The organism is Nitrobacter hamburgensis X14, from assembly GCF_000013885.1.
In the GTDB taxonomy this organism is placed as follows: Bacteria; Pseudomonadota; Alphaproteobacteria; order Rhizobiales; family Xanthobacteraceae; genus Nitrobacter; species Nitrobacter hamburgensis.
In genome coordinates this window covers 595,325-617,429 of record NC_007964.1, presented here as the reverse complement: position 1 = coordinate 617,429, position 22,105 = coordinate 595,325, and the positions used below count along the sequence as shown (strand labels likewise).

Here is a 22,105-nt window from a genome sequence, read left to right as displayed (position 1 = left end):
TTCTCTCTCCCGCAAGCGGGAGAGAGAAGAAGAGGTCATTGGCTCGCCCACACGATCCGCGCGATCCATTCCACGTCGGAGGCGGCCAGCGTGCGGTTGACGTGATTCGGATTGAGCGATTGCAGTTCAATCATCTTCGCGGTTCGGCGCTTGAGTTCCTTCACCATCACCTCGCCGTCCCTGGTCTTCACCACCACACGGTCGCCGCGCCGAATCGACGTCCCCGGCGAGACCACGATAACGTCGCCGTCGCGATAGGCGGGCTTCATCGAGTCGCCGGATATCTCCAGCGCATAGGCGTGCTCGTCATGGACGGAGGGAAGACCCACCTCGTCCCAGCCCTTGCCGACAGGGAAGCCGCCATCGTCGAAATAGCCGCCGGCGCCGGCCTCGGCGAAACCGAGCAGCGGCACCGCCTGCGTCGCGCGCGCCGTATCCTCGATGAACTGCACGAAGGTGTCGATCGCGGTATCGGTGGCGGCGAGCGCTTTCGCGACCGACTCGGTTGAGGGCCACCGCTCGCGGCCGTCGCCGGTGATGCGTTTCGATTTGTTGAAGGTGGTCGGGTCGAGCCCGGCCTTTCTCGCAAGGCCCGACGGCGACAGGCCGGAACGCTCCGCGAGACGATCCAGCGCCGTCCATATCTGGGCGTGTGTCAGCATGGCCATGTGGCGCGTCCTGATGTCCGCTCCCCGGGGGCGGTGAATTTTGTCAAGAACTAGGAATTATTACCTCAACCGACGCAGACCTGCAATGTGCCGGAGAGTAAAATGCGGCTCTTGAAGTGCGACCGGGCCACCGATACGGTCAAGCATGGTCCGCTGCAATCTAGGCGAGCGGTAACAAGATCATGCGCTTTTTCAGCATCTTGGGGGAGCGCAATGACGGGCTCGGGGCACACGTGCGTACGATCTACAAAATCTGTCCTGCCTCGGCCTGGCGAGAGGCCGAACGGCACGGCGTTTTTCGCGGCAGCGCCGACGATCTGCGCGACGGATTCATTCATTTTTCCACCGCGTCCCAGCTCGAAGGCACGGCCCGCAAGCACTTCGTTGGCCAGACCGGGCTGCTCCTGATCGCGATCGATGCCGATGCACGCGGCGAGACGCTGCGCTGGGAAGTCTCGCGCGGCGGCGAGCTGTTTCCGCATCTCTATTGCGAGCTCGATCTCGGCCATGTCACGGCGGTGCTGGACATGCGCGCACGGCCGGACGGCTATCATGACATCCCGGAGCTTGCGCCGTGATCCGCGCCTTCGACAATTTCTCGCTGCCGCTGTTGCGCTGGCTCGATCCCGAGGACGCGCATCGCATGGCGTTGCAGGGATTGCGGCTGCTGCCGCCGATACGCCAGCGCGCTGACGATCCGAAACTCGCGGTTCGCGCCTTCGGTTTGAATTTTCCCAACCCGATCGGCATGGCCGCCGGCTTTGACAAGAGCGCCGAAGTCCCGGACGCGCTGCTGAAACTGGGATTCGGCTTTGTCGAGATCGGTTCGGTAACGCCGAGGCCGCAGCCCGGCAATCCGCGCCCGCGTGTGTTCCGGCTCGAACGCGACGAGGGCGTGATCAACCGCATGGGATTCAACAACGACGGCGCCCACGTCGTGCTGCGCCGGCTGGCGGCCCGCGCGCATTCCGGCGGCATCGTCGGCGTCAACGTCGGCGCCAACAAGGACTCGGGCAATCGCGTCGCCGACTATGTCAGGCTGATCGAAATCTTCGCGCCGGTGGCGAGCTATTTCACCGTCAACGTGTCGTCGCCCAATACGCCGGCCCTGCGCAACCTGCAGCAGGCGGACGCGCTCAACGAGTTGCTGGCAAGGGTGATCGACGCCCGCGAGCGGGTCCGTCAGAATGCCGGCGACACGCCGGTGCTGCTCAAGATCGCGCCCGACCTGACGTTGGCCGAACTCGATGACGTCGTGCACATCGCGCGCTCGCGCCGCATCGACGGCATGATCGTCGGCAACACGACATTGGCGCGGCCATCGAGCTTGCGCGATCAATCGCGTGCAAAAGAACAGGGCGGGCTGTCGGGACGGCCGCTGTTCCGGCTGTCGACCCGAATGGTGGCGGAAACCTATGTGCGCACCGAGGGCGCGTTCCCGCTTGTAGGGGCCGGCGGCATCGACTCCGGCGGCGCCGCACTGACCAAGATTCGCGCCGGTGCTACCCTGATCCAGCTTTATTCGTCGCTGGTCTACAAGGGACTCGGGCTGGTCGACGACATCAAGCGCGATCTGATGTCGACGCTGCTGCGGACGGGACACGACTCGCTGTCGGACATCGTCGGCGCGGACGCCGCGACAATGACGGCGGAAGATTGGCCAGCCTAGAGCCTTTTCTTTTATGAGGCTCTATGATTTTGAATTGACGCGTTTTCTTCACGCGAACCGGTATCCATCCTCGGGTCAAGGCCGAGGGACATGCTTCGCTCGAAAACGCATTTTGATTGAGCATGATCTTATCCGAAAACCGGTTTCCACTTTTCGGGATCATGCTCTACCGCCCGCGCGGCGCGCCGAACAGGCGCGACAACAGCCAGATCGGAATCACGATGACGGCGCCGAGCAGGAAGTAGCGCCACAATCCGTTGATCGCATCGAAGCCGAGATTCCAGACGCGTTCGACCAGCAGGCGAATGCTGTGCACGATATTCCAGGGGTCGAAGCCGATCGCCGCGAGCACCACCCCGACCAGCGTCGACAGCAGGATGAGGCGAAACACAACCGCCAGCGGCGAGCCGCCCAGGAAACGCGACAGGCTGTCGTGGCTGACCCGCAAGTTCCGGGTATCGTCGTTCGGCATCGTAGCTCTCCTGCGGGCGTCAGCACCCGCGCACATCAACAGCATAAACCATAAACAGCGTGAGGCAGATGGGGAACCAGCATTCCGCCGTCAATGGTCCTGTTCACGCGGACTGAATCGTGGCCCCGGACCGAAGCATCCGCTCCAGCGTCTCCAGCCGGTCGGCCTCGCGCGGTGGTTTGTCCCAGCGCAATCGGCTGATGCGGGGAAAGCGCATCGCCACGCCGGATTTGTGCCGGGCCGAACGCTGCAATCCCTCGAAGGCGATTTCCAGCACCAGCCCGTGATCGGGCTCATGCACGACATGGCGCACCGGGCCGAAGCTCTCGGTGGTGTTGCGGCGGACGAAACGGTCGATCTGCAGCAGTTCCTCGTCGGTGAAACCGAAATAGGCCTTGCCGACCGGCACCAGTTGCTCGTCGCCATCGATCGCGGTCCAGACTCCGAAGGTGTAGTCCGAGTAGTAGGACGAGCGCTTGCCGTGGCCGCGCTGCGCATACATCAGCACGGCGTCGATGACATGCGGATCGCGCTTCCATTTCCACCACAGGCCCCTGGGGCGACCCGGCAGATACGGCGCGTCGCGGCGCTTCAGCATGATGCCCTCGACGGCGTCGGCATCCGCACCGGCTGCGGCCGGGTCGGCGCGGGCTGCCGCGAGTTCGCCCCATGTGGCGAAGGGCACCTGCGGCGAGAGGTCGATACGCGAGTCGTCAAGCGCTGCGATAAAATCAACGAGCCGTCGCCGCCGGTCGTCGAACGGCAACTCGCGCAGATCGCTATCGCCGTCGTCGAGCAGGTCGTAGGCGCGCAGGTGGATCGGAAATTCCTTCATCAGCCTGGGCGTCACCGCCTTCCGGTTCAACCGCTGTTGCAGGACGTTGAACGATTGCACTTGTCCGTCACGCACCACCAGCAACTCGCCGTCTACCGCGCCGGGTAACCTTAGCGACGGCAGCAAATCCGGAAAGCCGGTGGTGATGTCCTCGCCGGTGCGCGAATAGAGCCGGGTCGCGACATCGCCATGCTCGTCACGGCCGCTGACTGCCTGCACGCGGATGCCGTCCCATTTCCACTCGGCGGTGAAATCGGCGGCATCGAGATTCGCGAAATCGGCATCCTCGATCGCGTGCGCCAGCATCACCGGGCGGAACGGCGCGGGATCGAGATTGACCGGTTTGTCGCCACGACCTTCGAGCCATGCGAACAGGTCTAGATAAGGCGGCGCAAGGCCGGGCCAGATCAGCTCGACATCGTGCGCGTCCTTATCCCCTAGCGCGGCCGCGGCGGTCTTGGCGAGCCGCGCGGACACACCGATCCGCATCGCGCCGGTGACGAGTTTCAGCAACGCCCAGCGCCCGGTCTCGTCGAGTTCGTCGAGCCAGTGCGCAAGTTGCGCCGGCAGGTCGGCCTTGCCGAGCGTCCGCAGCGTGGTGACAACGTCCGTGAGAGTTGGAGGGGGCAGGTTGTTGTGGCAGCTCTTTTCTCCCTCCCCGCTGCTTCGCGGGGGGAAGGGAGTTTGCGGCCACATCAGCGCCACCGTCTCGGAAAGATCGCCGACATAATCATAGGACAGCGCGAACAGCACCGGATCGGCGCGCGCGGCGATCAGATTGCGAACCAGACCGGCCTTGGCGTGTTTGAATGACAATTCGCCGGTGAGCGCAGCCAGCGCGTAGCCGCGATCCGGATCCGGCGTATCGCGAAAATACGCCGTGATCAGCCGCAGCTTGTTGTTGCGGCCGGGTTCATAGGCGAGGCGATCGAGCAGTTCGGCGAAGCGGTTCATTCGTCGCGCGCCTCAGCGGCGGGCGCTGCATCCTCTCCGCTGTCCTCGTCGCCGTAGCCGACCAGCGCCAGCGGGCGCGCGACGAGGCCTTTCGTCGTGCACCAATGCACCAGCGCATCTTCCTGGCCGTGCGTCACCCAGATCTCGCCGGCCCCTGTCGCAGCGATGGTGCGGATCAGGCCACCCCAGTCGGCATGATCCGATATGACGAGCGGCAGTTCGACGCCGCGCTGGCGCGCCCGCGCGCGCACCCGCATCCAGCCCGACGCAAACGCCGTCACCGGATCAGGAAAGCGCCGGGCCCAGAGATCCGCGGTGGCCGATGGCGGCGCCAGCGTGACGGTGCCCGCGAGGTCGGCCTTCTTCACCCCCTTGACCGTCCGTAAGTCGCCAAGTGCGATGCCGCGGCTTTGATAGTAGTGCGTGACCTTGTCCATCGCGCCGTGCAGATAGATCGGTGCGCTGTAGCCGGCCTCGCGGATCAGCGCGATCACGCGCTGCGCCTTGCCAAGCGCATAAGCGCCGACCAGATGCGCGCGTTCCGGAAACAGCGTGACCGAGGCCAGCAGCTTGTTCACTTCCGACGCCGCATCGCCATGACGAAACACCGGCAGTCCGAACGTGGCCTCGGTGATGAAGACATCGCACGGCACCACCTCGAACGGCGTACAGGTCGGGTCGCGGACATCCTTGTAGTCGCCGGAGGCAACGATCCGGACGCCGCCATGCGTGACCGCGACCTGCGCCGAGCCCAGCACATGCCCGGCTGGGTGGAATGTGACCCTGACGTCGCCGAGCTTGATCTCCTCGCCATAGGAAATCGCCTGCGCAGAACCCCCGAAATCATCGCCGTAACGCAGCCGCATGATATCGAGCGTTTCCTGCGTCGCCAGCACCGCCCCGTGACCCGGACGGGCATGATCGGAATGACCGTGGGTGATAACCGCGCGGTCCACGGCCCGCACCGGATCGATATGGAAGTCGCCGGGCTTACAATACAGCCCGGCGGCGACGGGCATCAGGATGTCTTGCGGACGCATCCCGGAGATATAAGCGGGCGCGGGAGTCGTTCGAGTCCCCGCGCTCCACGATATCCGGGCACAAAGAAAAAGCCCCGGCCTTGGCCGGGGCTTCGCGTGTCAGATCGTCTGGTTGTTCATTGAGGCATGATCTGATCCGAAAACCGGAAGACCACTTTTCGGGATCATGCCTACTCGCGCTGTCCGAGCAACTGCAGGAGCAGCGTGAACAGGTTGATGAAGTTCAGGTAGAGCGATAGCGCACCGGTAATCGCCGCGCGCTCCGCGATCTCGCCGCCCTGCGAGGCGTAGCCGTAGATGTAGTCGTTCTTCAGCCGCTGGGTGTCGTAGGCAGTGAGGCCGGCGAACACCAGCACGCCGACGACCGACACCACGAACTGCAGCATCGAGCTCGCCACGAAGATGTTGACGACGCTCGCGATGATGACGCCGAACAGGCCCATGATCAGGAACGAGCCCATGCCGGTCATGTCACGCTTGGTGGTGTAGCCGTAGAGGCTCAGCGCGCCGAACGAGGCCGCCGTGATGAAGAACACCCGCACGATCGAGGTGTGGGTGTACACCAGGAAGATCGACGACAGCGACACGCCCATCAGCGCCGAGAAAGCCCAGAACAGCATTTGCGCGGTTGCAGGCTTCAGCCGGTTGATGCCGAACGAGATGGCGAAGACCATCGCCAGCGGCGCAAAAATGAACACCCACTTCAGCGGGCTGGCATACATCGCCAAGCCGAACGGCGTCAGGTATTGGCCGCCCTTCAGGGCGAGCGAAGCACCTGTCGCCGACTTGGCTGCAAGGGTAGCGTCACCCGTCACGGCGAACATGTAGACGCCGAGCGCGGCCAGGCCGGTGATGGCAAGACCGATCGACATGTAGTTGTAGATCTTGAGCATATAGGACCGCAGACCGGCGTCGACGGCCGCGCGATCAACGCGCCCTGCGGCCCGGCCAAACGGAGATGTATAGTTACGGTCTAAGTCCGACATGGTCGAATTCCCGTTGGTTGTCTGGCGCCGCAAAGGATTTACGCGCCAGTTCGAATCTGTCTCGGATGCGTTGGCCTGGTGATATTGATTTTTGGTCATCAGGCCAGTGTCCGACCCAAGCTGTATGTGGGAAACTAGCACAATCGGTGCAAGCTTCCACGCGCGGCTGAATGTCGCCCTCCGGCAAGGGTATCGGCCCCATCCGCGGCAGACCGATGCGCCAAAAGCGCCAAACCCGCAAGGGAATCCTTGATCCCGCCTCATGGCTGGCATCATCGATACGATCGCCGTGACGCCTGCCACATCTTGTCATTAATTTTGTCATAAATTCCGCAACACCGAGGCCGGCTTCTGGTTGAGCGCCATCAGCGTGCCGGCCAACCCCAGCACGACCGTGACCAGCAGCGCTGCGGCCACCACCATGGCCGCGCTACCCGCCTGCCATTCGAAGCCGAGCGTCATCAGCCGCGTCACGATCAGCCACGCCGCGATGGAACCGGCGGCCACACCGAACACCGCGGTGGCCGCGCCGAGCATCAAGTACTCCAGCGTATAGGCGCCGAGCAGCCGCAATCGGGTGGCGCCGAGGGTTTTCAGGATCACCGCGTCGTAGACGCGATGGCGATGGCCGGCGGCCAGCGCGCCGCCGAGGACGAGAATCGCCGAAATCAGGGTGACGGAACTGGCGCCGCGGATCGCCAGCACCAGGTTGGTGACGACGGTCCCGATGGTTTCCATGGCCTCGCGGACCCGCACGCTTGTCACCATCGGGAAAGCATCGCCAACCGCCTTGATGATGGCGACGTCGTGGGCGGGGCTGGCATCTATCTCGGTCAGGGTCGCGATATGGGTGTGCGGCGCGCCGCGAAAGGCGTTGGGGGAGAACACCAGCACGAAATTGATGCCGAGGCTCTGCCAGTCCACGCTGCGCATGTTGCTGATGGTGGCCGTGATGTCGCGGCCGAGCACATTCACCACGACGGTATCGCCGAGCTTAAGCCCGAGCCCGTCGGCGACCTTCTTCTCGAACGACACCAGCGGCGGCCCGTCATAGTCCGATCCCCACCACTCGCCCTCGACCACCTTCGACCCCTTCGGCACCTCGCCGGTGTAGGTCAGGCCGCGATCGCTTTGCAGCACCCATGCGGCATCGTGGGAGGGTTTCAGGTCTTCGGCCCTGACGCCGCGCGCTGCGACGATGCGTCCGCGCAGCATCGGCACGTCCTCCACCTTTGCCTGCGGCGCCCGCTGCTTAAGGAATGCCGTGAACCGATCCGCCATCGACGAGGGAATGTCGATGAAATAAAACGACGGCGCGCGCTCCGGCAGCGCCGCCAGGAATTGCCGCCGCAGATTGCCGTCGATCTGGGTGATCGTGACCAGCACGGCAAGCCCGAGGCCGAGCGACAGCACCACCGACGGCGTCAGCGTTCCCGGACGATGGATGTTCGAGATCGCAAGCCGCACCATGGTGATCCGGGATCGCGGCAGCCGGCGCGCCAGCGCCATCAGGGCGGAGGCGATGCCGCGCAACAACGCAAAAACCATCGCCGACGCCGCCACGAACACCAAAGCCACGCGCTTGTCGTAGGCAAGGCCGATGGCGACCCCGACCAGAAGCGCGATCAGGAGCGCCATCCAGACCAGGTAGCGGGTCTGCGGCCGGTGGACTTCGTGTGCGACGGTATCGCGAAACAGCGCCGCGACCGGAATGTCATGGACCCGCGCCAGCGGCCAGATGCCGAACGCCAGCGCGGTCAACAGGCCATATACGGCCGATACCGCCAATGCCTCGGGGTGCAGCGCCGGGACCACCGGCAACGGCAGAAGGTGTCCGAAGGCGCCGACGATGATGAAGGGCAGCGCCGCGCCGGCAACCAGACCGGCGAGCGATCCGAGAGCGGCCAGCACCATGACCTGCGTCAGATAGATCGCAAACACATCGCGCCCGGTCGCGCCCAGCGCCTTGAACGACGCGATAACATCGCGGCGGCGGTCGATGTGGCTCTTGACGGCATTGCCGACGCCGACGCCCCCAACCAGCAAGGCGGCGAGCCCGACCAGGGTGAGGTACTGCGTGAACCGCGAGATGGTCCGCTCGAGTTGCGGCGAGGCATTGTTGCGACTGCGGATGTCCCAGCCCGCCTCCGGCAGCGCCGCCCGCGCATCGTCGGCCAACGCCGTCGCCGCCTTGTCGTCGGCACCGTCGCCGGCAAGCCGCACCCTGTAAGTCCAGCGCACCAGACTGCCGGGCTGCAGCAAGGCGGTGGCGCGCAAGCCATCGATGCTGACCAGAAAGCGCGGACCGAATCCAAGACGGCCGGCCAGCTTGTCGGGCTCGGCGTCGACCGCGCTGCGGATCTCGAAGGTGGCGCTGCCCACCGTGACACGATCGCCGACCTTGAGATCCAGCCGCGCCAGCAGGGCCGGATCGGCGGCCGCGCCGAATACCCCATCATGCTCGGCGAGCAGATCGGCCATCGGGATGGTCGGCGCCAGCGTCAGCGCGCCGAGCATGGGATAGGCCCGATCGACCGCCTTGAGCTCGACCAGCGCCAGCCTGCCGTCCGGCACGCGCGCCATCGCGCGCAGCGTCGCCGCCACCGAGACCGTTCCTCGCGCGCGCAGGAATGCGATCTCGTCCGGTTTCGCCTCGCGCTGGATCAACGAAAATGCGACATCGCCGCCGAGCAGCGTGCGGCCCTCGCGCGCCAGGCCATCCGACAGACTCGAGGCCACGGAGCCGACGCCGGCAATCGCCATGACGCCGAGCGCGATGCAGGCGATGAAGACATAGAAGCCGCGCAGCCCGCTGCGCAGTTCGCGCAATGCCAGACGCAGGGGAAGGAGCGGCGTGCGGGTCATCTTCGCTGTCATTGCGAATGCGCAACTGCGCATCTGAGGACAATCCTGGAAGCCGTGAACACGGACCGGGCGGATGGATTCCGGGTTCGTGGCCTGCCGACCGCGCCCACAGATGCGCACTGCGCATCGTGGAATGACTGATGATGGCGACGACTCATCGAGCCGCTCCGTCGATGCGTCCCGAGCGCAGCCTCACCACGCGGTCGCAGCGTTGCGCGAGCGCGATATCGTGCGTAACCAGCACCAGCGTCATGCTACGCTCGGCATGCTTGGTGAACAGAAGATCGACGATCTGCTGACCGGTCGCCTCGTCCAGATTGCCGGTCGGCTCGTCGGCAACGAGAATCGCAGGATCGGGCGCGAGCGCTCGCGCCAGCGCCACGCGCTGCTGCTCGCCGCCCGACAACTGGGCCGGATAATGATGCAGCCGCTCGCCGAGACCCACAGTCTCCAGTTCGCGCGCGGCGCGCTTTGATGCGTCGACAATGCCTGCAAGTTCGAGCGGCACCGCGACGTTCTCCAGCGCCGTCATGGTCGGAATCAGATGAAAGGACTGGAACACGATGCCGACGTGGCGGCCGCGGAATCGCGCCAGAGCGTCTTCGTCGAGAGCATTGAAAGCGGTGCCGTCGACCACTACCTCTCCGCTATCGGGACGTTCCAGCCCGGCCATCACCATGAGCAGCGTGGATTTTCCCGACCCCGACGGGCCGATCAGACCGACAGCTTCGGCGCGGGCAATACGGAGATCGATGTCCCTTAGGATGTGGACCCGCGCCGCGCCGCTGCCGAGCGAGAGATTGACATTGGAGATGGCGATGGTGTCCGGAATTTCGGAATAACCGGCCGGTGACGAGCGTTCGATGAGACTGTCCATGCAAATCTCATATGGCACTTTCTTTACCGCGGTCGAGAGGTGGATGCGCACGTTTGCGTGGCTGCTGCTTGGCGCGGGCATCGCCATGGCAGTGCCGGCACAGGCGGCCGATGGCCCCGTCAAGATCGTGGTGCTCGGCGATTCCTTGAGCGCCGGCCTCGGACTTCCGGCCGCCGCCGCATTTCCGGCACAACTGGAAACGGCGTTGAAAGACAAAGGCCTGAACGTCGCGATCAACAATGCCGGCGTCTCCGGCGACACCGCGTCCGGCGGTCTCGACCGGCTCGACTGGTCGGTGCCTGTCGGCACGCAAGGCGTGATCCTCGAACTGGGCGCAAACGATGCCCTGCGCGGCATCGATCCCAAGGTGACGCGCGCCGCACTGGAAGAAATCCTGAAGCGGCTGAAGGCGCGCGATATCGCGGTCCTGCTGTGCGGCATGGTCGCGCCGCCGAACTACGGCGCCGAGTATGCCACCCGGTTCAATGCGATCTTTCCCGATCTCGCCAAGACATACGACGTGCCGCTTTATCCGTTTTTCCTCGACGGTGTCGCGGCGAATACAAGGCTCAATCAGGCCGACGGAATGCATCCGACCGCCGACGGCGTAGCGGTGATCGTCGACCATATCCTGCCCACGGTTGAAGCCTTTCTCGGCACCATCCATGCGCCGAAAAGCTGAGAAAAAGGATAGGTGTTACACCATACGCGGGCCTCGCCCTTGTACCGTCACGGAACTACGATAAAAACGGGTATCGGTGATTCGTCACCGGACTGATTTCGAGGCTCGATTTTCGCCGAGCTCTTTTCGGGGGCGAGCCTAAGCATCGAGGGTTTTGCGATGCCGCGTTTGTTCACCGGGCTGGAAATACCGCCCGATATCGGCCGCACGCTGTCGAGTTTGCGGGGCGGCCTGCCGGGCGCCCGCTGGATCGATCCCGAAAACTACCACCTCACGCTCCGCTTCATCGGCGATATCGACGGCGCGTCCGCCAACGAGATCGCGTCGATGCTGTTCCGGGTCAACCGCAAGCCGTTCGAGGTGACGCTGCGGGGCCTGTCGAGTTTCGGCGGCAAGAAACCGCGCGCCGTCGTCGCCTCGGTGGAGCCGAGCGGCCCGCTGGTCGAATTGCAGGGCGAACTCGAACGGCTGATGCGGCGCTGCGGACTCGATCCCGAGGGCCGCAAGTTCACGCCCCACGTCACGCTGGCGCGCTTGCGCGATGCGTCCAACCAGGACGTCGCGGATTATCTGTCGGTGCGCGGCTATTTCCCGGCCCGGGCGTTCACCGCCGAGCGCTTCGTGCTGTTCTCCTCGCGCGCGTCGGTCGGCGGCGGCCCCTACGTGGTGGAGGACTCCTACGCGCTCAGCGCGTGACCGCCCGATTTGCACAGCTTTTCAACCAATTCACGGCTTGCATTTAGGCGCGTATGGGACCGTAAGGTATTCGATGCATTCGGTCTCGACCACCTCGTTTCGCGATCACTATCAAGCCCTCGTCGCATCTGGCGCGATCGAGGCGGACCCTGCGCAGGCGCAAGCAGTGGAAGCTCTCGCCACGCTGGACGAGCGGCTCACGGCCTACAAGCCGGCGGGCAAGGGTGGCTTTCTCGACAAGCTGTTCCATTCCGACGGCGAACCTGCTCCGAAGGGACTTTATATCTATGGCGAGGTCGGGCGCGGCAAGACCATGCTGATGGACCTGTTCTTCCAGGAGAGCGCCGTCGCCCACAAACGCCGTGTTCACTTCCATGAGTTCATGGCCGACGTTCACGAACGCATCTACGTCTTTCGCCAGGCCATCGCGCGCGGCGAGATGGCGGACGCCGACGTCATTCATCTCACCGCGGTCTCGATCTTCGAGGAAGCCTGGCTTTTGTGCTTCGACGAATTCCATGTCACCGACATCGCCGATGCCATGATCCTCGGCCGCCTGTTCGCGCGGCTGTTCGAACTTGGCACGGTCGTGGTGGCGACATCCAACGTCCCGCCCGAACACCTCTATGAGGGCGGCCTCAACCGCGTGCTGTTCCTGCCGTTCATCGCACAGATCGAGGAGAGCATGGACGTGCTGCGTCTCGATGCCCGCACCGACTTCCGCATGGAAAAACTCGCCGGCGTCACGATGTGGCTGACACCCGCCGATGCCGCCGCCGAAGCGGCGCTCGACAAGGCCTGGGCGCTCATGACCGGCGGTGCGCCCTGCAGGCCGCGCGACATCGCGATCAAGGGCCGCATCCTGCATGTGCCATGCTCGGCCCACGGCGTCGCCCGGTTTTCCTTTGCCGATCTCTGCGAGCAGCCGCTTGCGGCTTCCGACTACTTACGGCTCGCGCACGACTATCACACTCTTATGATCGACCGCATCCCGGTGATGGACTACGCCGACCGCAATGCCGCCAAGCGATTCATCGCCCTGATCGACACGCTCTATGACACCGGCGTGAAACTGATGGCGTCGAGCGATACCGATCCGCTGTCGCTCTATCGCGCCACCGACGGCTATGAGGCGAACGAATTCAAGCGCACCTCCTCGCGTCTGATCGAGATGGGCTCGGAATCCTATCTGGCGCAGGCCCACGGCCGCAGCGATTCCGCCGCCAGCAGTTCGAGCACCGGACTGGTGGAGACATAGGAGGTTTATCCCGTCATTGGAGTGGCAATCTGATCGAAGCTGGCCGACAATTGAGAGCAGCCCGGCTTGAACGAGCGAGGCGAAAGGTCTAACCACGATCTTGTCGAGATTTTCCTTCCGCCTCTGTTGTCATCAAAGGACAGATTTCCATGGCGCGCGACAAGATTGCCTTGATCGGCTCCGGTCAGATCGGAGGAACGCTCGCTCATCTCATCGGACTGAAAGAACTCGGCGATGTCGTGATGTTCGATATCGCGGAAGGCATTCCGCAGGGCAAATCTCTCGATATCGCACAGTCGTCCCCGGTGGACGGGTTCGACGCCAAACTGACCGGCGCCAATTCCTATGAAGCACTCGAGGGCGCCAGGGTCTGCATCGTGACCGCCGGCATCCCGCGCAAACCAGGCATGAGCCGCGACGATCTCTTGAGCATCAATCTCAAGGTGATGGAGCAGGTCGGCGCCGGCATCAAGAAATATGCGCCCGACGCCTTCGTCATCTGCATCACCAATCCGCTCGACGCCATGGTGTGGGCGCTTCAGAAAGCCTCGGGTATGCCGGCGAAGAAGGTGGTCGGCATGGCGGGCGTGCTGGACTCCTCGCGCTTCCGCTATTTCCTCGCCGACGAATTCGACGTGTCGGTGGAAGACGTCACGGCCTTCGTGCTCGGCGGCCATGGCGACAGCATGGTGCCGCTGGTGAAGTACTCGACCGTGGCCGGCATTCCACTGCCGGATCTCGTCAAGATGGGCTGGACCTCGCAGGCGCGCATCGACGAGATCGTCGATCGCACCCGCAACGGCGGCGCCGAGATCGTCAACCTGCTGAAAACCGGTTCGGCGTTCTATGCGCCCGCCGCCTCCGCGATCGCGATGGCGGAAAGTTACCTGCGCGACAAGAAGCGCGTGCTGCCATGCGCCGCCTATCTCAACGGCGAGTTCGGCGTGAAGGACATGTATGTCGGCGTGCCCGTGGTGATCGGCGCCAGGGGCGTCGAGCGCATTGTCGAGATCGAACTGGCGGGCAAGGATCGCGAGGCCTTCGACAAATCGGTAGGCGCGGTTCAGGGGCTCATCGATGCCTGCAAGAAGATCGCACCCGATCTGCTGGGGAAGTGACATTTCCGAAATAGGAATTTCATCGATCCGTCATTGCGAGGAGCAACGCGACGAAGCAATCCAGCTCTTAATTTCGTGGTTTCTGGATTGCTTCGCTTCGCTCGCAATGACGCCATAAGGGGCATCCAGATGAACATCCACGAATATCAGGCCAAGGCGTTGCTGCGCGAATTCGGCGTGCCGGTCTCGCGCGGGGTGCCGGTGCTGAAGGCATCGGAAGCCGAGGCCGCGGCGGAAACGCTGGGCGGTCCGGTCTGGGTGGTGAAAAGCCAGATCCACGCCGGCGGCCGCGGCAAGGGCAAGTTCAAGGAAGCCTCCGCCGGCGACAAGGGCGGCGTCCGCCTCGCCAAATCGATCGACGAGGTGAAGCAGTTCGCCAGCCAGATGCTCGGTGCGACGCTGGTGACGGTGCAGACCGGACCCGCCGGCAAGCAGGTCAACCGCCTCTATATCGAGGAAGGCTCCGACATCGACAAGGAGTTCTATCTCTCGGCGCTGGTCGACCGCGAAACCTCAAGGGTCGCGTTCGTGGTCTCCACCGAGGGCGGGGTGAACATCGAGGACGTCGCCCACACCAGCCCTGAGAAAATCGTGAGCTTCTCGGTCGATCCCGCCACCGGCGTGATGAGCCACCACGGCCGCACCGTCGCCAAGGCACTGGGACTGCGCGGCGATCTCGGCAAGCAGGCGGAGAAGCTGGTCGCGCAACTCTACAACGCCTTCATCGCCAAGGACATGGCGTTGCTGGAGATCAATCCGCTGGTCGTCACCAGGCAGGGCGAACTGCGCGTGCTCGACGCCAAGGTGTCGTTCGACGACAACGCGCTATACCGCCATCCCGACGCGGTGGCGCTGCGCGACGAGAGCGAGGAGGACGCCAAGGAAATCGAGGCGTCGAGGTTTGATCTGAGCTACGTCGCGCTCGACGGCCAGATCGGCTGCATGGTCAACGGCGCCGGCCTCGCCATGGCGACCATGGACATCATCAAGCTCTACGGCATGAGCCCTGCGAACTTTCTCGATGTCGGCGGCGGCGCCACCAAGGACAAGGTCGCTGCCGCCTTCAAGATCATCACCGCCGATCCGAACGTGAAAGGCATCCTGGTCAACATTTTCGGCGGCATCATGAAATGCGACGTCATTGCCGAGGGTGTCGTCGCCGCGGTGAAGCAGGTCGGCCTCAATGTCCCGCTGGTGGTTCGCCTCGAAGGCACCAACGTCGATGCCGGCAAAAAGATCATCCGCGAATCCGGCCTCAACGTGCTGCCCGCCGACGATCTCGACGACGCGGCACAGAAGATCGTCAAGGCGGTGAAGGGCTAGGCCGATGTCCGCGGATCATCTCGCCGCGCCGCCGCCGCTTGAAGAACACCGCAGGCGGCACTCGCCAGCCAAGGAACCGGCGAGCCGATGAACGTCAAATCCGCTCCGCAAGTCCTCTAAAGACCGTTTCGTGAAAGCAATCCCAGCATGTCCATTCTGATCGACAGGAACACCAGGGTCATCTGCCAGGGCTTTACCGGCAAGAACGGCACGTTTCACTCCGAGGCCGCCATCGCCTACGGCACCAAGATGGTCGGCGGCACCTCGCCGGGCAAGGGCGGCAACAAGCACCTCGACCTGCCGGTGTTCGACACCGTCCGGGACGCGCGCGAGGCGACCGGCGCCGACGCCAGCGTCATCTACGTACCGCCGCCGGGCGCCGCAGACGCGATCTGCGAGGCGATCGACGCCGAGATCCCGCTGATCGTCTGCATCACCGAAGGCATTCCGGTGCTGGACATGGTGCGGGTCAGGCGTGCGCTGTCGGGATCGAAATCGCGGCTCATCGGACCGAATTGTCCGGGCGTCGTGACGGCCGGCGAATGCAAGATCGGTATCATGCCCGCGAACATCTTCAAGCCGGGCAATGTCGGCATCGTCTCCCGCTCGGGCACGCTGACCTACGAGGCGGTGTTCCAGACCAGCCAGGAAGGCCTCGGTCAGACCACGGCGGTCGGCATCGGCGGCGACCCCGTCAAGGGCACCGAGTTCATCGATATTCTGGAAATGTTCCTGGCCGACCCGAAGACCAACTCGATCGTGATGATCGGCGAGATCGGCGGTTCGGCCGAGGAAGACGCCGCCCAGTTCCTGATCGACGAGGCCAGGCGCGGTCGCAGCAAACCTGTGGTCGGCTTTATCGCCGGCGTCACCGCGCCTCCCGGCCGCCGCATGGGCCATGCCGGCGCGATCATTTCCGGCGGCAAAGGCGATGCCGCATCCAAGACCGCAGCCATGGAAGCGGCCGGCATCACCGTCTCGCCGTCCCCGGCGCGGCTCGGAAAGACTCTTGTCGAAAAATTGAAGTCCTGATTCAAACTTTGGGTCTTTTCGGCGCGAAGTTTCGCCCCAAATAAGGTAAAAAGTTCGAATTCGCGCTGATCCCGGCTCGGAATCGGCGAACGCGCCGTCTGTCACGCGCAAGGCCAAAATTCGTCAGGACGCGATATGTCTCGCCAGAACGCGAATGCAGCATTTGCCCTTTCCTCGTTCTTGCAGGGCGCGAACGCCACTTATATCGACGGTCTCTACGCCCGCTACGAGAAAGACCCCGGCTCGGTCGATGCCGAATGGCAGGAGTTCTTCAAAAGCCTGAAGGACGCTCCCGACGACGTCCGGAAGAACGCAAAAGGCCCGTCCTGGGAGAAGGCGAATTGGCCGCTGGCGCCGCAGGACGACCTTATCTCCGCGCTCGACGGCAACTGGACGCAGATCGAGAAGGCCGTCGGCGCCAAGCTGCAGGCTAAGGCGCAGGGGGAGGCGCAAGCGAGGGATTCGGCGCTGGCCGGCGTCGATGTCAACCAGGCCACTCGCGATTCGGTTCGCGCGCTGATGCTGATCCGCGCCTATCGCATGCGCGGGCATTTCCATGCCAGGCTCGACCCGCTCGGTCTCGAACCTGCGCGCGATCATGAAGAACTCGACCCGCGCGCCTACGGCTTCACCGATGCCGACATGGATCGCAAGATCTTTCTCGACCACGTCCTCGGCCTCGAATACGGCACGCTGCGCGAGATCGTTGCGATCTGCGAGCGGACCTACTGCCAGACGCTCGGCGTCGAGTTCATGCACATTTCGAACGGCGCGCAGAAAGGCTGGATACAGGAGCGCATCGAGGGGCCGGACAAGGAGATCAGCTTCACGCCGGAGGGCCGTCGCGCCATCCTGAAGAAGCTCGTCGAGGCGGAAGGCTTCGAGAAGTTCTGCGACGTCAAGTTCACCGGCACCAAGCGCTTCGGTCTCGACGGCGGCGAATCGCTGATTCCGGCGCTGGAGCAGATCATCAAGCGGGGCGGCAACCTCGGCGTCAAGGAAATCGTGATCGGCATGCCGCACCGCGGGCGGCTGAACGTGCTGACGCAGGTGATGGGCAAGCCGCATCGCGCGCTGTTCCACGAATTCAAGGGCGGCTCGGCCAATCCCGACGTGGTCGAGGGCTCGGGCGACGTCAAGTATCATCTTGGCGCGTCGTCGGACCGCGAGTTCGACAACAACCGGATCCACCTGTCGCTGACCGCCAACCCCTCGCACCTCGAAATCGTCGATCCGGTGGTGCTCGGCAAGGTGCGCGCCAAGCAGGACCAGCACGGCGATCCGCCCGACCAGCGCGACTCGGTGCTGCCGTTGCTGATGCACGGCGACGCCGCCTTCGCGGGGCAAGGCGTGGTGGCGGAATGCTTCGCGCTGTCGGACCTCAAGGGTTACCGCACCGGCGGCTCGATCCACTTCATCGTCAACAACCAGATCGGCTTCACCACCTATCCGCGCTACTCGCGCTCGTCGCCCTATCCGTCCGACCTTGCGAAGATGATCGATGCGCCGATCTTCCACGTCAACGGCGACGACCCGGAAGCCGTGGTATTCGCTGCCAAGGTGGCGATCGAATTCCGGCAGAAGTTCCACAAGCCGGTCGTGATCGACATGTTCTGCTATCGCCGTCACGGTCACAACGAAGGCGACGAGCCGTCGTTCACCAACCCGATGATGTACAAGAAGATCGCGGCGCACCCCTCGACGCTCGAACTGTACGCGAAGCGGCTGTCCACCGAAGGTGTCATAACCGATGGCGAGATCGAAAAACTGAAAGCCGACTGGCGCGCACGGCTCGACGCCGAATTCGAGGCCGGCGCCGGCTACAAGCCGAACAAGGCCGACTGGCTCGACGGCAAGTGGGCGGGCTTCAAGCTCGCCGATCAGGACGAGGAGCCGCGCCGTGGCGTCACCGGCGTGGACATCGCGACGCTAAAGCAGATCGGCCGCAGCATAACCCGGGTGCCGGACGGTTTCCGCGTGCATCGCACGGTGCAGCGCTTTCTCGATAACCGCGCCAAGGCGATCGATCGCGGCGTCGGCATCGACTGGGCAACGGCCGAGGCGCTGGCGTTCTGCACCCTGGTGCTGGAGGGCCACAACGTCCGGCTGTCCGGCCAGGACAGCGAGCGCGGCACCTTCTCGCAGCGGCATTCGGTGCTGTTCGACCAGGAAGACGAGAGCCGCTACACGCCATTCAACCACCTCGGCAAGGATCAGGGCCGCTACGAGGTCATCAACTCGCTGCTGTCGGAAGAAGCGGTGCTCGGCTTCGAATACGGCTATTCGCTCGCGGAGCCCAACACGCTCACGCTGTGGGAGGCGCAGTTCGGCGACTTCGCCAACGGCGCGCAGGTGTTGTTCGACCAGTTCATCTCCTCCGGCGAGCGCAAGTGGCTGCGCATGTCGGGCCTCGTCTGCATGCTGCCCCACGGCTATGAGGGCCAGGGGCCGGAGCATTCCTCGGCGCGGCTGGAGCGCTTCCTGCAGATGTGCGCGGAAGACAACATGCAGGTGGTCAACATCTCCACGCCGGCCAACCATTTCCATGCGCTGCGCCGGCAGTTGAAGCGCCAGATCCGCAAGCCCCTGATCATGATGACGCCGAAGTCGCTGCTACGTCACAAGCGGGCGGTATCGCGTCTCGACGAACTCGGCGCCGACACCGCGTTCCACCGTATCCTTTACGACGACGCGACAATACTGCCGGACCAGAAGATCAGGCTGGTGGAGGACGAGAAGATCCGCCGCGTGGTGCTGTGCTCCGGCAAGGTCTACTACGACCTCTACGAGGAGCGCGCGAAGCGCGACATCGCCGATGTCTACCTGTTGCGGATCGAGCAGTTGTATCCGGTGCCGCTGAAGGCGCTGGTGCAGGTCCTCGGCCGCTTCAACAAGGCCGAGATCGTCTGGTGCCAGGAAGAACCACGCAACATGGGCGCGTGGCACTTCATCGAGCCCTATCTCGAATGGGTTCTCAACCAGATCGACGCACCCAACAAGCGCCCGCGTTATGCCGGCCGCGCCGCCGCCGCGGCCACCGCGACCGGGTTGATGTCGAAGCATCTTGCGCAACTCAAGGCGTTGCTTGACGAAGCGTTGGACTGAGATGCACCGTCATACCTCGGCTGCGCGAAGCGCGTCTTCCCGCAGATGTTCCGGGCACCCCTGTCTTGTCTTTCCGATGACCGAATGAATTCGTGAATGGCCGGAACAAGTCCGGGCCATGACGAAAAAGGAAGAGGATCATGACTGAGATACGCGTTCCGACGCTCGGCGAATCGGTAACCGAGGCGACCATCGGGAAATGGTTCAAGAAGGCCGGCGACGCCGTGGCGGTCGACGAGCCGCTCGTCGAGCTCGAAACCGACAAGGTGACTATCGAAGTGCCCGCGCCCTCCGCCGGCACGCTCAGTGAGATCGTCGCCAAGGACGGCGAGACGGTTGCCGTCGGCGCGCTGCTCGGTCAGATTTCCGAGGGCGCGGCACCCGTGAAGGCGACCGCGCCGGCGGCGCAGCCTGCCGCCGCCGCTCCAGCTTCCGCTGCCGCGGTTTCCCCTGTCCCCGCGCAAAAATCGCCGCCCCCCGACGCGCCGCTTGCGCCCTCGGTGCGAAAACTCTCCGCCGAGAGCGGCGTCGACGCCTCGACCGTGCCGGGCTCCGGCAAGGACGGCCGCGTCACCAAGGGCGACATGCTGGCCGCTATCGAGAAGGCCGCGTCCACGGCGACCCCGGTCAACCAGCCGGCCGCCGCCGTGCAGGTGCGCGCGCCCTCGCCCGCCGACGACGCCGCGCGCGAGGAGCGCGTGAAGATGACGCGGCTGCGCCAGACCATCGCGCGCCGCCTCAAGGAGGTGCAGAACACCGCCGCGATGCTGACGACCTTCAACGAGGTCGACATGACCGGCGTCATGACGCTGCGCACGCACTACAAGGAGGTGTTCGAGAAGAAGCACGGCGTCAAACTCGGCTTCATGGGCTTCTTCACCAAGGCCTGCGTCCAGGCGCTGAAGGACATTCCCGCCGCCAACGCCGAAATCGACGGCACCGACCTGATCTACAAGAATTACTACCACATCGGCATTGCGGTAGGCACCGACAAGGGGCTCGTCGTGCCTGTGGTGCGCGACTGCGACCGCAAGTCGATCGCCGAGATCGAGAAGAGCATCGCCGACTATGGCCGCCGCGCCCGCGACGGTCAGCTCAAGATCGATGAGATGCAGGGCGGCACCTTCACCATCACCAACGGCGGCATCTACGGCTCGCTGATGTCGACGCCGATCCTGAACGCGCCGCAGGCCGGCATTCTGGGCATGCACAAGATTCAGGAACGGCCGATGGCGATCGCCGGCAAGGTCGAAATCCGCCCGATGATGTATCTGGCGCTGTCCTACGACCACCGCGTCATCGACGGCAAGGACGCCGTGACCTTCCTCGTGCGCGTCAAGGAATCGCTCGAAGACCCCGCGCGGCTGGTGCTGGATCTGTAGTTCAAGCTAAGGGGGAACCCCATGACGCAAATCTTGCTGAAGTCCGATACCAAAACCACCGAGTTTGGTCATTTGACCTCAATCGATTTGGAGTTGAATGCAGTAATTCTAGAGTTGTTTTATTTGGCTTGTTTGAGCTTTGAGCATGGCCAATCCGCCGCACATATTTACGCCTCCGAATACGGCGGGGAAATTAAAAGCATCGCCTATGAAAATCCCTTCGATGTTCTGGGATCTTTCGAAAACATCTCGAAGAAATCCGCGGACTGGGTCTTGTCGCGAGCTCTGTTCTACCATGACAACCAGAGGCGACGGGCGAAGGCCGATCCGGAAAACGCGAAAGCTGAAGAAAAGCATCAACCGGCGATCGAGAAAAAGCTCGGCAACCTCGACAAGGCGCACTCTTTGAGGCGAAAGCTGATCACCGACGGAGCCGACCCCGACGAGGTCAACCGACTAGTCGGCGGATTGCTATTCGACCAGCGTGCAAAATTGCTCCCCGGACCGGACCAAACGGGTTGAGAGGCGCTCTTGAAACCAGGCAGTTCGAGCTTCGTGTTGACCGCAGCGCGGCGGCACCATGGACGAAACTCATCGACGGCAAGGAGGCGGTCACCTTCCTCGTGCGCGTCAAGGAACCGCTCGAAGACCCGGCGCGGCTGGTATTGGGGGGCAACTAAATGGAACAGCAAATAGTCAGCGCTCTTAGTGGAGTTTTAGGAGGCGCTATCGGCGGCCTAATCACCATATGGGCGATGTTTCGGATTCAGCGATCTACAAATGTGTCGCTCGAATACGACGAAATTCGAAAGAAGAGGGTCGAAATTATCTATCAACTTCTTGGATCAAGATATGTGTTGATGGAGGGATATCCCGCCACCGAAAGCGACGTCAAAAGTTTCAACACCGCAATGTCGTTATTTTCAATCTACTTCGCGAAAGACCCAGAAGTGATGAGCGCTTACGACCGATTGCTGAACAGCGAGAGCGATGACAATATTGTACAGATGTTGAAGGTTGCGGCAAAAACAGCGAGCCTTGAGTTGTTGGATACCCATATAAAAAGAGTCATGACCGTAGCTCCAAAAAATGCTTCTTTACTTGTCCCAAGAGCAAGCCAGTGAAATAGCGGTTAGGTCAGTG

General features: G+C 63.5%; 20 protein-coding genes. 13 read left to right on the top strand and 7 right to left on the bottom strand.

Going from position 1 to position 22,105, the window contains the following annotated elements:
• Positions 1-35 precede the first annotated feature (35 nt).
• Complete coding sequence (locus NHAM_RS02890; RefSeq protein ID WP_041358655.1) at positions 36-662, bottom strand: S24 family peptidase; 627 nt, start codon at positions 660-662, stop codon at positions 36-38.
• A gap of 239 nt (positions 663-901) precedes the next feature.
• Here NHAM_RS02890 and NHAM_RS02885 point away from each other — a divergent pair, with 239 nt between their 5' ends.
• Together NHAM_RS02885 and NHAM_RS02880 are read left to right on the top strand one after the other, a co-directional pair.
• Positions 902-1,246, top strand: coding sequence for a DUF952 domain-containing protein (locus NHAM_RS02885; RefSeq protein WP_041358653.1), 345 nt, complete (start codon positions 902-904; stop codon positions 1,244-1,246).
• Positions 1,243-2,337 (top strand): quinone-dependent dihydroorotate dehydrogenase, encoded by a 1,095-nt coding sequence (locus tag NHAM_RS02880; protein ID WP_011509149.1) that lies wholly within the window; start codon positions 1,243-1,245, stop codon positions 2,335-2,337. The genes NHAM_RS02885 and NHAM_RS02880 overlap by 4 nt, the downstream gene beginning before the upstream one ends.
• Positions 2,338-2,503: 166 nt before the next feature.
• Here NHAM_RS02880 and NHAM_RS02875 read toward each other — a convergent pair whose 3' ends face one another.
• From NHAM_RS02875 to NHAM_RS02850, 6 genes are all read right to left on the bottom strand, one after another.
• Complete coding sequence (locus tag NHAM_RS02875; RefSeq protein ID WP_011509148.1) at positions 2,504-2,809, bottom strand: DUF6460 domain-containing protein; 306 nt, start codon at positions 2,807-2,809, stop codon at positions 2,504-2,506.
• Between the two features lie 103 nt (positions 2,810-2,912).
• Positions 2,913-4,598 (bottom strand): cisplatin damage response ATP-dependent DNA ligase, encoded by a 1,686-nt coding sequence (locus NHAM_RS02870; protein WP_011509147.1) that lies wholly within the window; start codon positions 4,596-4,598, stop codon positions 2,913-2,915.
• On the bottom strand, positions 4,595-5,638 hold the full coding sequence (locus NHAM_RS02865; RefSeq protein WP_011509146.1) for a ligase-associated DNA damage response exonuclease: 1,044 nt from the start codon (positions 5,636-5,638) through the stop codon (positions 4,595-4,597). The genes NHAM_RS02870 and NHAM_RS02865 overlap by 4 nt, the downstream gene beginning before the upstream one ends.
• 170 nt (positions 5,639-5,808) lie before the next feature.
• Positions 5,809-6,624 carry a Bax inhibitor-1/YccA family protein gene (locus tag NHAM_RS02860; protein ID WP_011509145.1) on the bottom strand — a complete coding sequence of 272 codons (816 nt, stop codon included), beginning with the start codon at positions 6,622-6,624 and terminating at the stop codon, positions 5,809-5,811.
• A gap of 321 nt (positions 6,625-6,945) precedes the next feature.
• Positions 6,946-9,489 carry an ABC transporter permease gene (locus NHAM_RS02855; RefSeq protein WP_245269976.1) on the bottom strand — a complete coding sequence of 848 codons (2,544 nt, stop codon included), beginning with the start codon at positions 9,487-9,489 and terminating at the stop codon, positions 6,946-6,948.
• 154 nt (positions 9,490-9,643) lie between these two features.
• Positions 9,644-10,366, bottom strand: coding sequence for an ABC transporter ATP-binding protein (locus tag NHAM_RS02850; RefSeq protein ID WP_041357634.1), 723 nt, complete (start codon positions 10,364-10,366; stop codon positions 9,644-9,646).
• Here NHAM_RS02850 and NHAM_RS02845 point away from each other — a divergent pair.
• The 11 genes from NHAM_RS02845 to NHAM_RS02800 all read left to right on the top strand — a co-directional run bounded on the left by NHAM_RS02845 (position 10,365) and on the right by NHAM_RS02800 (position 22,086).
• A complete protein-coding gene (locus tag NHAM_RS02845; protein WP_011509142.1) occupies positions 10,365-11,048 on the top strand; it encodes an arylesterase in 684 nt (227 codons plus the stop codon). The genes NHAM_RS02850 and NHAM_RS02845 overlap by 2 nt on opposite strands.
• Before the next feature lie 159 nt (positions 11,049-11,207).
• Positions 11,208-11,744, top strand: a complete 537-nt coding sequence (gene thpR / locus NHAM_RS02840) for an RNA 2',3'-cyclic phosphodiesterase (protein WP_011509141.1) — start codon at positions 11,208-11,210, stop codon at positions 11,742-11,744.
• 73 nt (positions 11,745-11,817) lie between these two features.
• Complete coding sequence (zapE, locus tag NHAM_RS02835) at positions 11,818-13,002, top strand: cell division protein ZapE (protein ID WP_011509140.1); 1,185 nt, start codon at positions 11,818-11,820, stop codon at positions 13,000-13,002.
• A gap of 149 nt (positions 13,003-13,151) precedes the next feature.
• On the top strand, positions 13,152-14,120 hold the full coding sequence (mdh, locus tag NHAM_RS02830) for a malate dehydrogenase (protein ID WP_011509139.1): 969 nt from the start codon (positions 13,152-13,154) through the stop codon (positions 14,118-14,120).
• Positions 14,121-14,249: 129 nt separating this feature from the next.
• Entirely contained in the window at positions 14,250-15,443 is a 1,194-nt protein-coding gene (gene sucC / locus NHAM_RS02825; protein ID WP_011509138.1) for an ADP-forming succinate--CoA ligase subunit beta, read from the top strand.
• A gap of 147 nt (positions 15,444-15,590) precedes the next feature.
• A complete protein-coding gene (gene sucD, locus NHAM_RS02820; protein ID WP_011509137.1) occupies positions 15,591-16,475 on the top strand; it encodes a succinate--CoA ligase subunit alpha in 885 nt (294 codons plus the stop codon).
• 135 nt (positions 16,476-16,610) lie between these two features.
• Positions 16,611-19,580 carry a 2-oxoglutarate dehydrogenase E1 component gene (locus NHAM_RS02815; protein ID WP_011509136.1) on the top strand — a complete coding sequence of 990 codons (2,970 nt, stop codon included), beginning with the start codon at positions 16,611-16,613 and terminating at the stop codon, positions 19,578-19,580.
• A gap of 140 nt (positions 19,581-19,720) precedes the next feature.
• On the top strand, positions 19,721-20,962 hold the full coding sequence (gene odhB, locus NHAM_RS02810; RefSeq protein WP_011509135.1) for a 2-oxoglutarate dehydrogenase complex dihydrolipoyllysine-residue succinyltransferase: 1,242 nt from the start codon (positions 19,721-19,723) through the stop codon (positions 20,960-20,962).
• A 21-nt stretch (positions 20,963-20,983) separates the two neighbouring features.
• Positions 20,984-21,484 carry a hypothetical protein gene (locus NHAM_RS02805; protein ID WP_011509134.1) on the top strand — a complete coding sequence of 167 codons (501 nt, stop codon included), beginning with the start codon at positions 20,984-20,986 and terminating at the stop codon, positions 21,482-21,484.
• Positions 21,481-21,642 carry a hypothetical protein gene (locus tag NHAM_RS26360; protein WP_011509133.1) on the top strand — a complete coding sequence of 54 codons (162 nt, stop codon included), beginning with the start codon at positions 21,481-21,483 and terminating at the stop codon, positions 21,640-21,642. The genes NHAM_RS02805 and NHAM_RS26360 overlap by 4 nt, the downstream gene beginning before the upstream one ends.
• Entirely contained in the window at positions 21,643-22,086 is a 444-nt protein-coding gene (locus NHAM_RS02800) for a hypothetical protein (protein WP_011509132.1), read from the top strand.
• Positions 22,087-22,105 lie beyond the last annotated feature (19 nt).

Bases quoted from the DNA above. Each gene is read 5' to 3' on its own strand.
- NHAM_RS02890 (WP_041358655.1), bottom strand. From the start codon at position 662: ATGCTGACACACGCCCAGATATGGACGGCGCTGGATCGTCTCGCGGAG.
- NHAM_RS02875 (WP_011509148.1), bottom strand. From the start codon at position 2,809: ATGCCGAACGACGATACCCGGAACTTGCGGGTCAGCCACGACAGCCTG.
- NHAM_RS02870 (WP_011509147.1), bottom strand. From the start codon at position 4,598: ATGAACCGCTTCGCCGAACTGCTCGATCGCCTCGCCTATGAACCCGGC.
- NHAM_RS02865 (WP_011509146.1), bottom strand. From the start codon at position 5,638: ATGCGTCCGCAAGACATCCTGATGCCCGTCGCCGCCGGGCTGTATTGT.
- NHAM_RS02860 (WP_011509145.1), bottom strand. From the start codon at position 6,624: ATGTCGGACTTAGACCGTAACTATACATCTCCGTTTGGCCGGGCCGCA.
- NHAM_RS02855 (WP_245269976.1), bottom strand. From the start codon at position 9,489: ATGACCCGCACGCCGCTCCTTCCCCTGCGTCTGGCATTGCGCGAACTG.
- NHAM_RS02845 (WP_011509142.1), top strand. From the start codon at position 10,365: ATGCAAATCTCATATGGCACTTTCTTTACCGCGGTCGAGAGGTGGATG.
- NHAM_RS02850 (WP_041357634.1), bottom strand. From the start codon at position 10,366: ATGGACAGTCTCATCGAACGCTCGTCACCGGCCGGTTATTCCGAAATT.
- thpR (WP_011509141.1), top strand. From the start codon at position 11,208: ATGCCGCGTTTGTTCACCGGGCTGGAAATACCGCCCGATATCGGCCGC.
- zapE (WP_011509140.1), top strand. From the start codon at position 11,818: ATGCATTCGGTCTCGACCACCTCGTTTCGCGATCACTATCAAGCCCTC.
- mdh (WP_011509139.1), top strand. From the start codon at position 13,152: ATGGCGCGCGACAAGATTGCCTTGATCGGCTCCGGTCAGATCGGAGGA.
- sucC (WP_011509138.1), top strand. From the start codon at position 14,250: ATGAACATCCACGAATATCAGGCCAAGGCGTTGCTGCGCGAATTCGGC.
- sucD (WP_011509137.1), top strand. From the start codon at position 15,591: ATGTCCATTCTGATCGACAGGAACACCAGGGTCATCTGCCAGGGCTTT.
- NHAM_RS02815 (WP_011509136.1), top strand. From the start codon at position 16,611: ATGTCTCGCCAGAACGCGAATGCAGCATTTGCCCTTTCCTCGTTCTTG.
- odhB (WP_011509135.1), top strand. From the start codon at position 19,721: ATGACTGAGATACGCGTTCCGACGCTCGGCGAATCGGTAACCGAGGCG.
- NHAM_RS02805 (WP_011509134.1), top strand. From the start codon at position 20,984: ATGACGCAAATCTTGCTGAAGTCCGATACCAAAACCACCGAGTTTGGT.
- NHAM_RS02800 (WP_011509132.1), top strand. From the start codon at position 21,643: ATGGAACAGCAAATAGTCAGCGCTCTTAGTGGAGTTTTAGGAGGCGCT.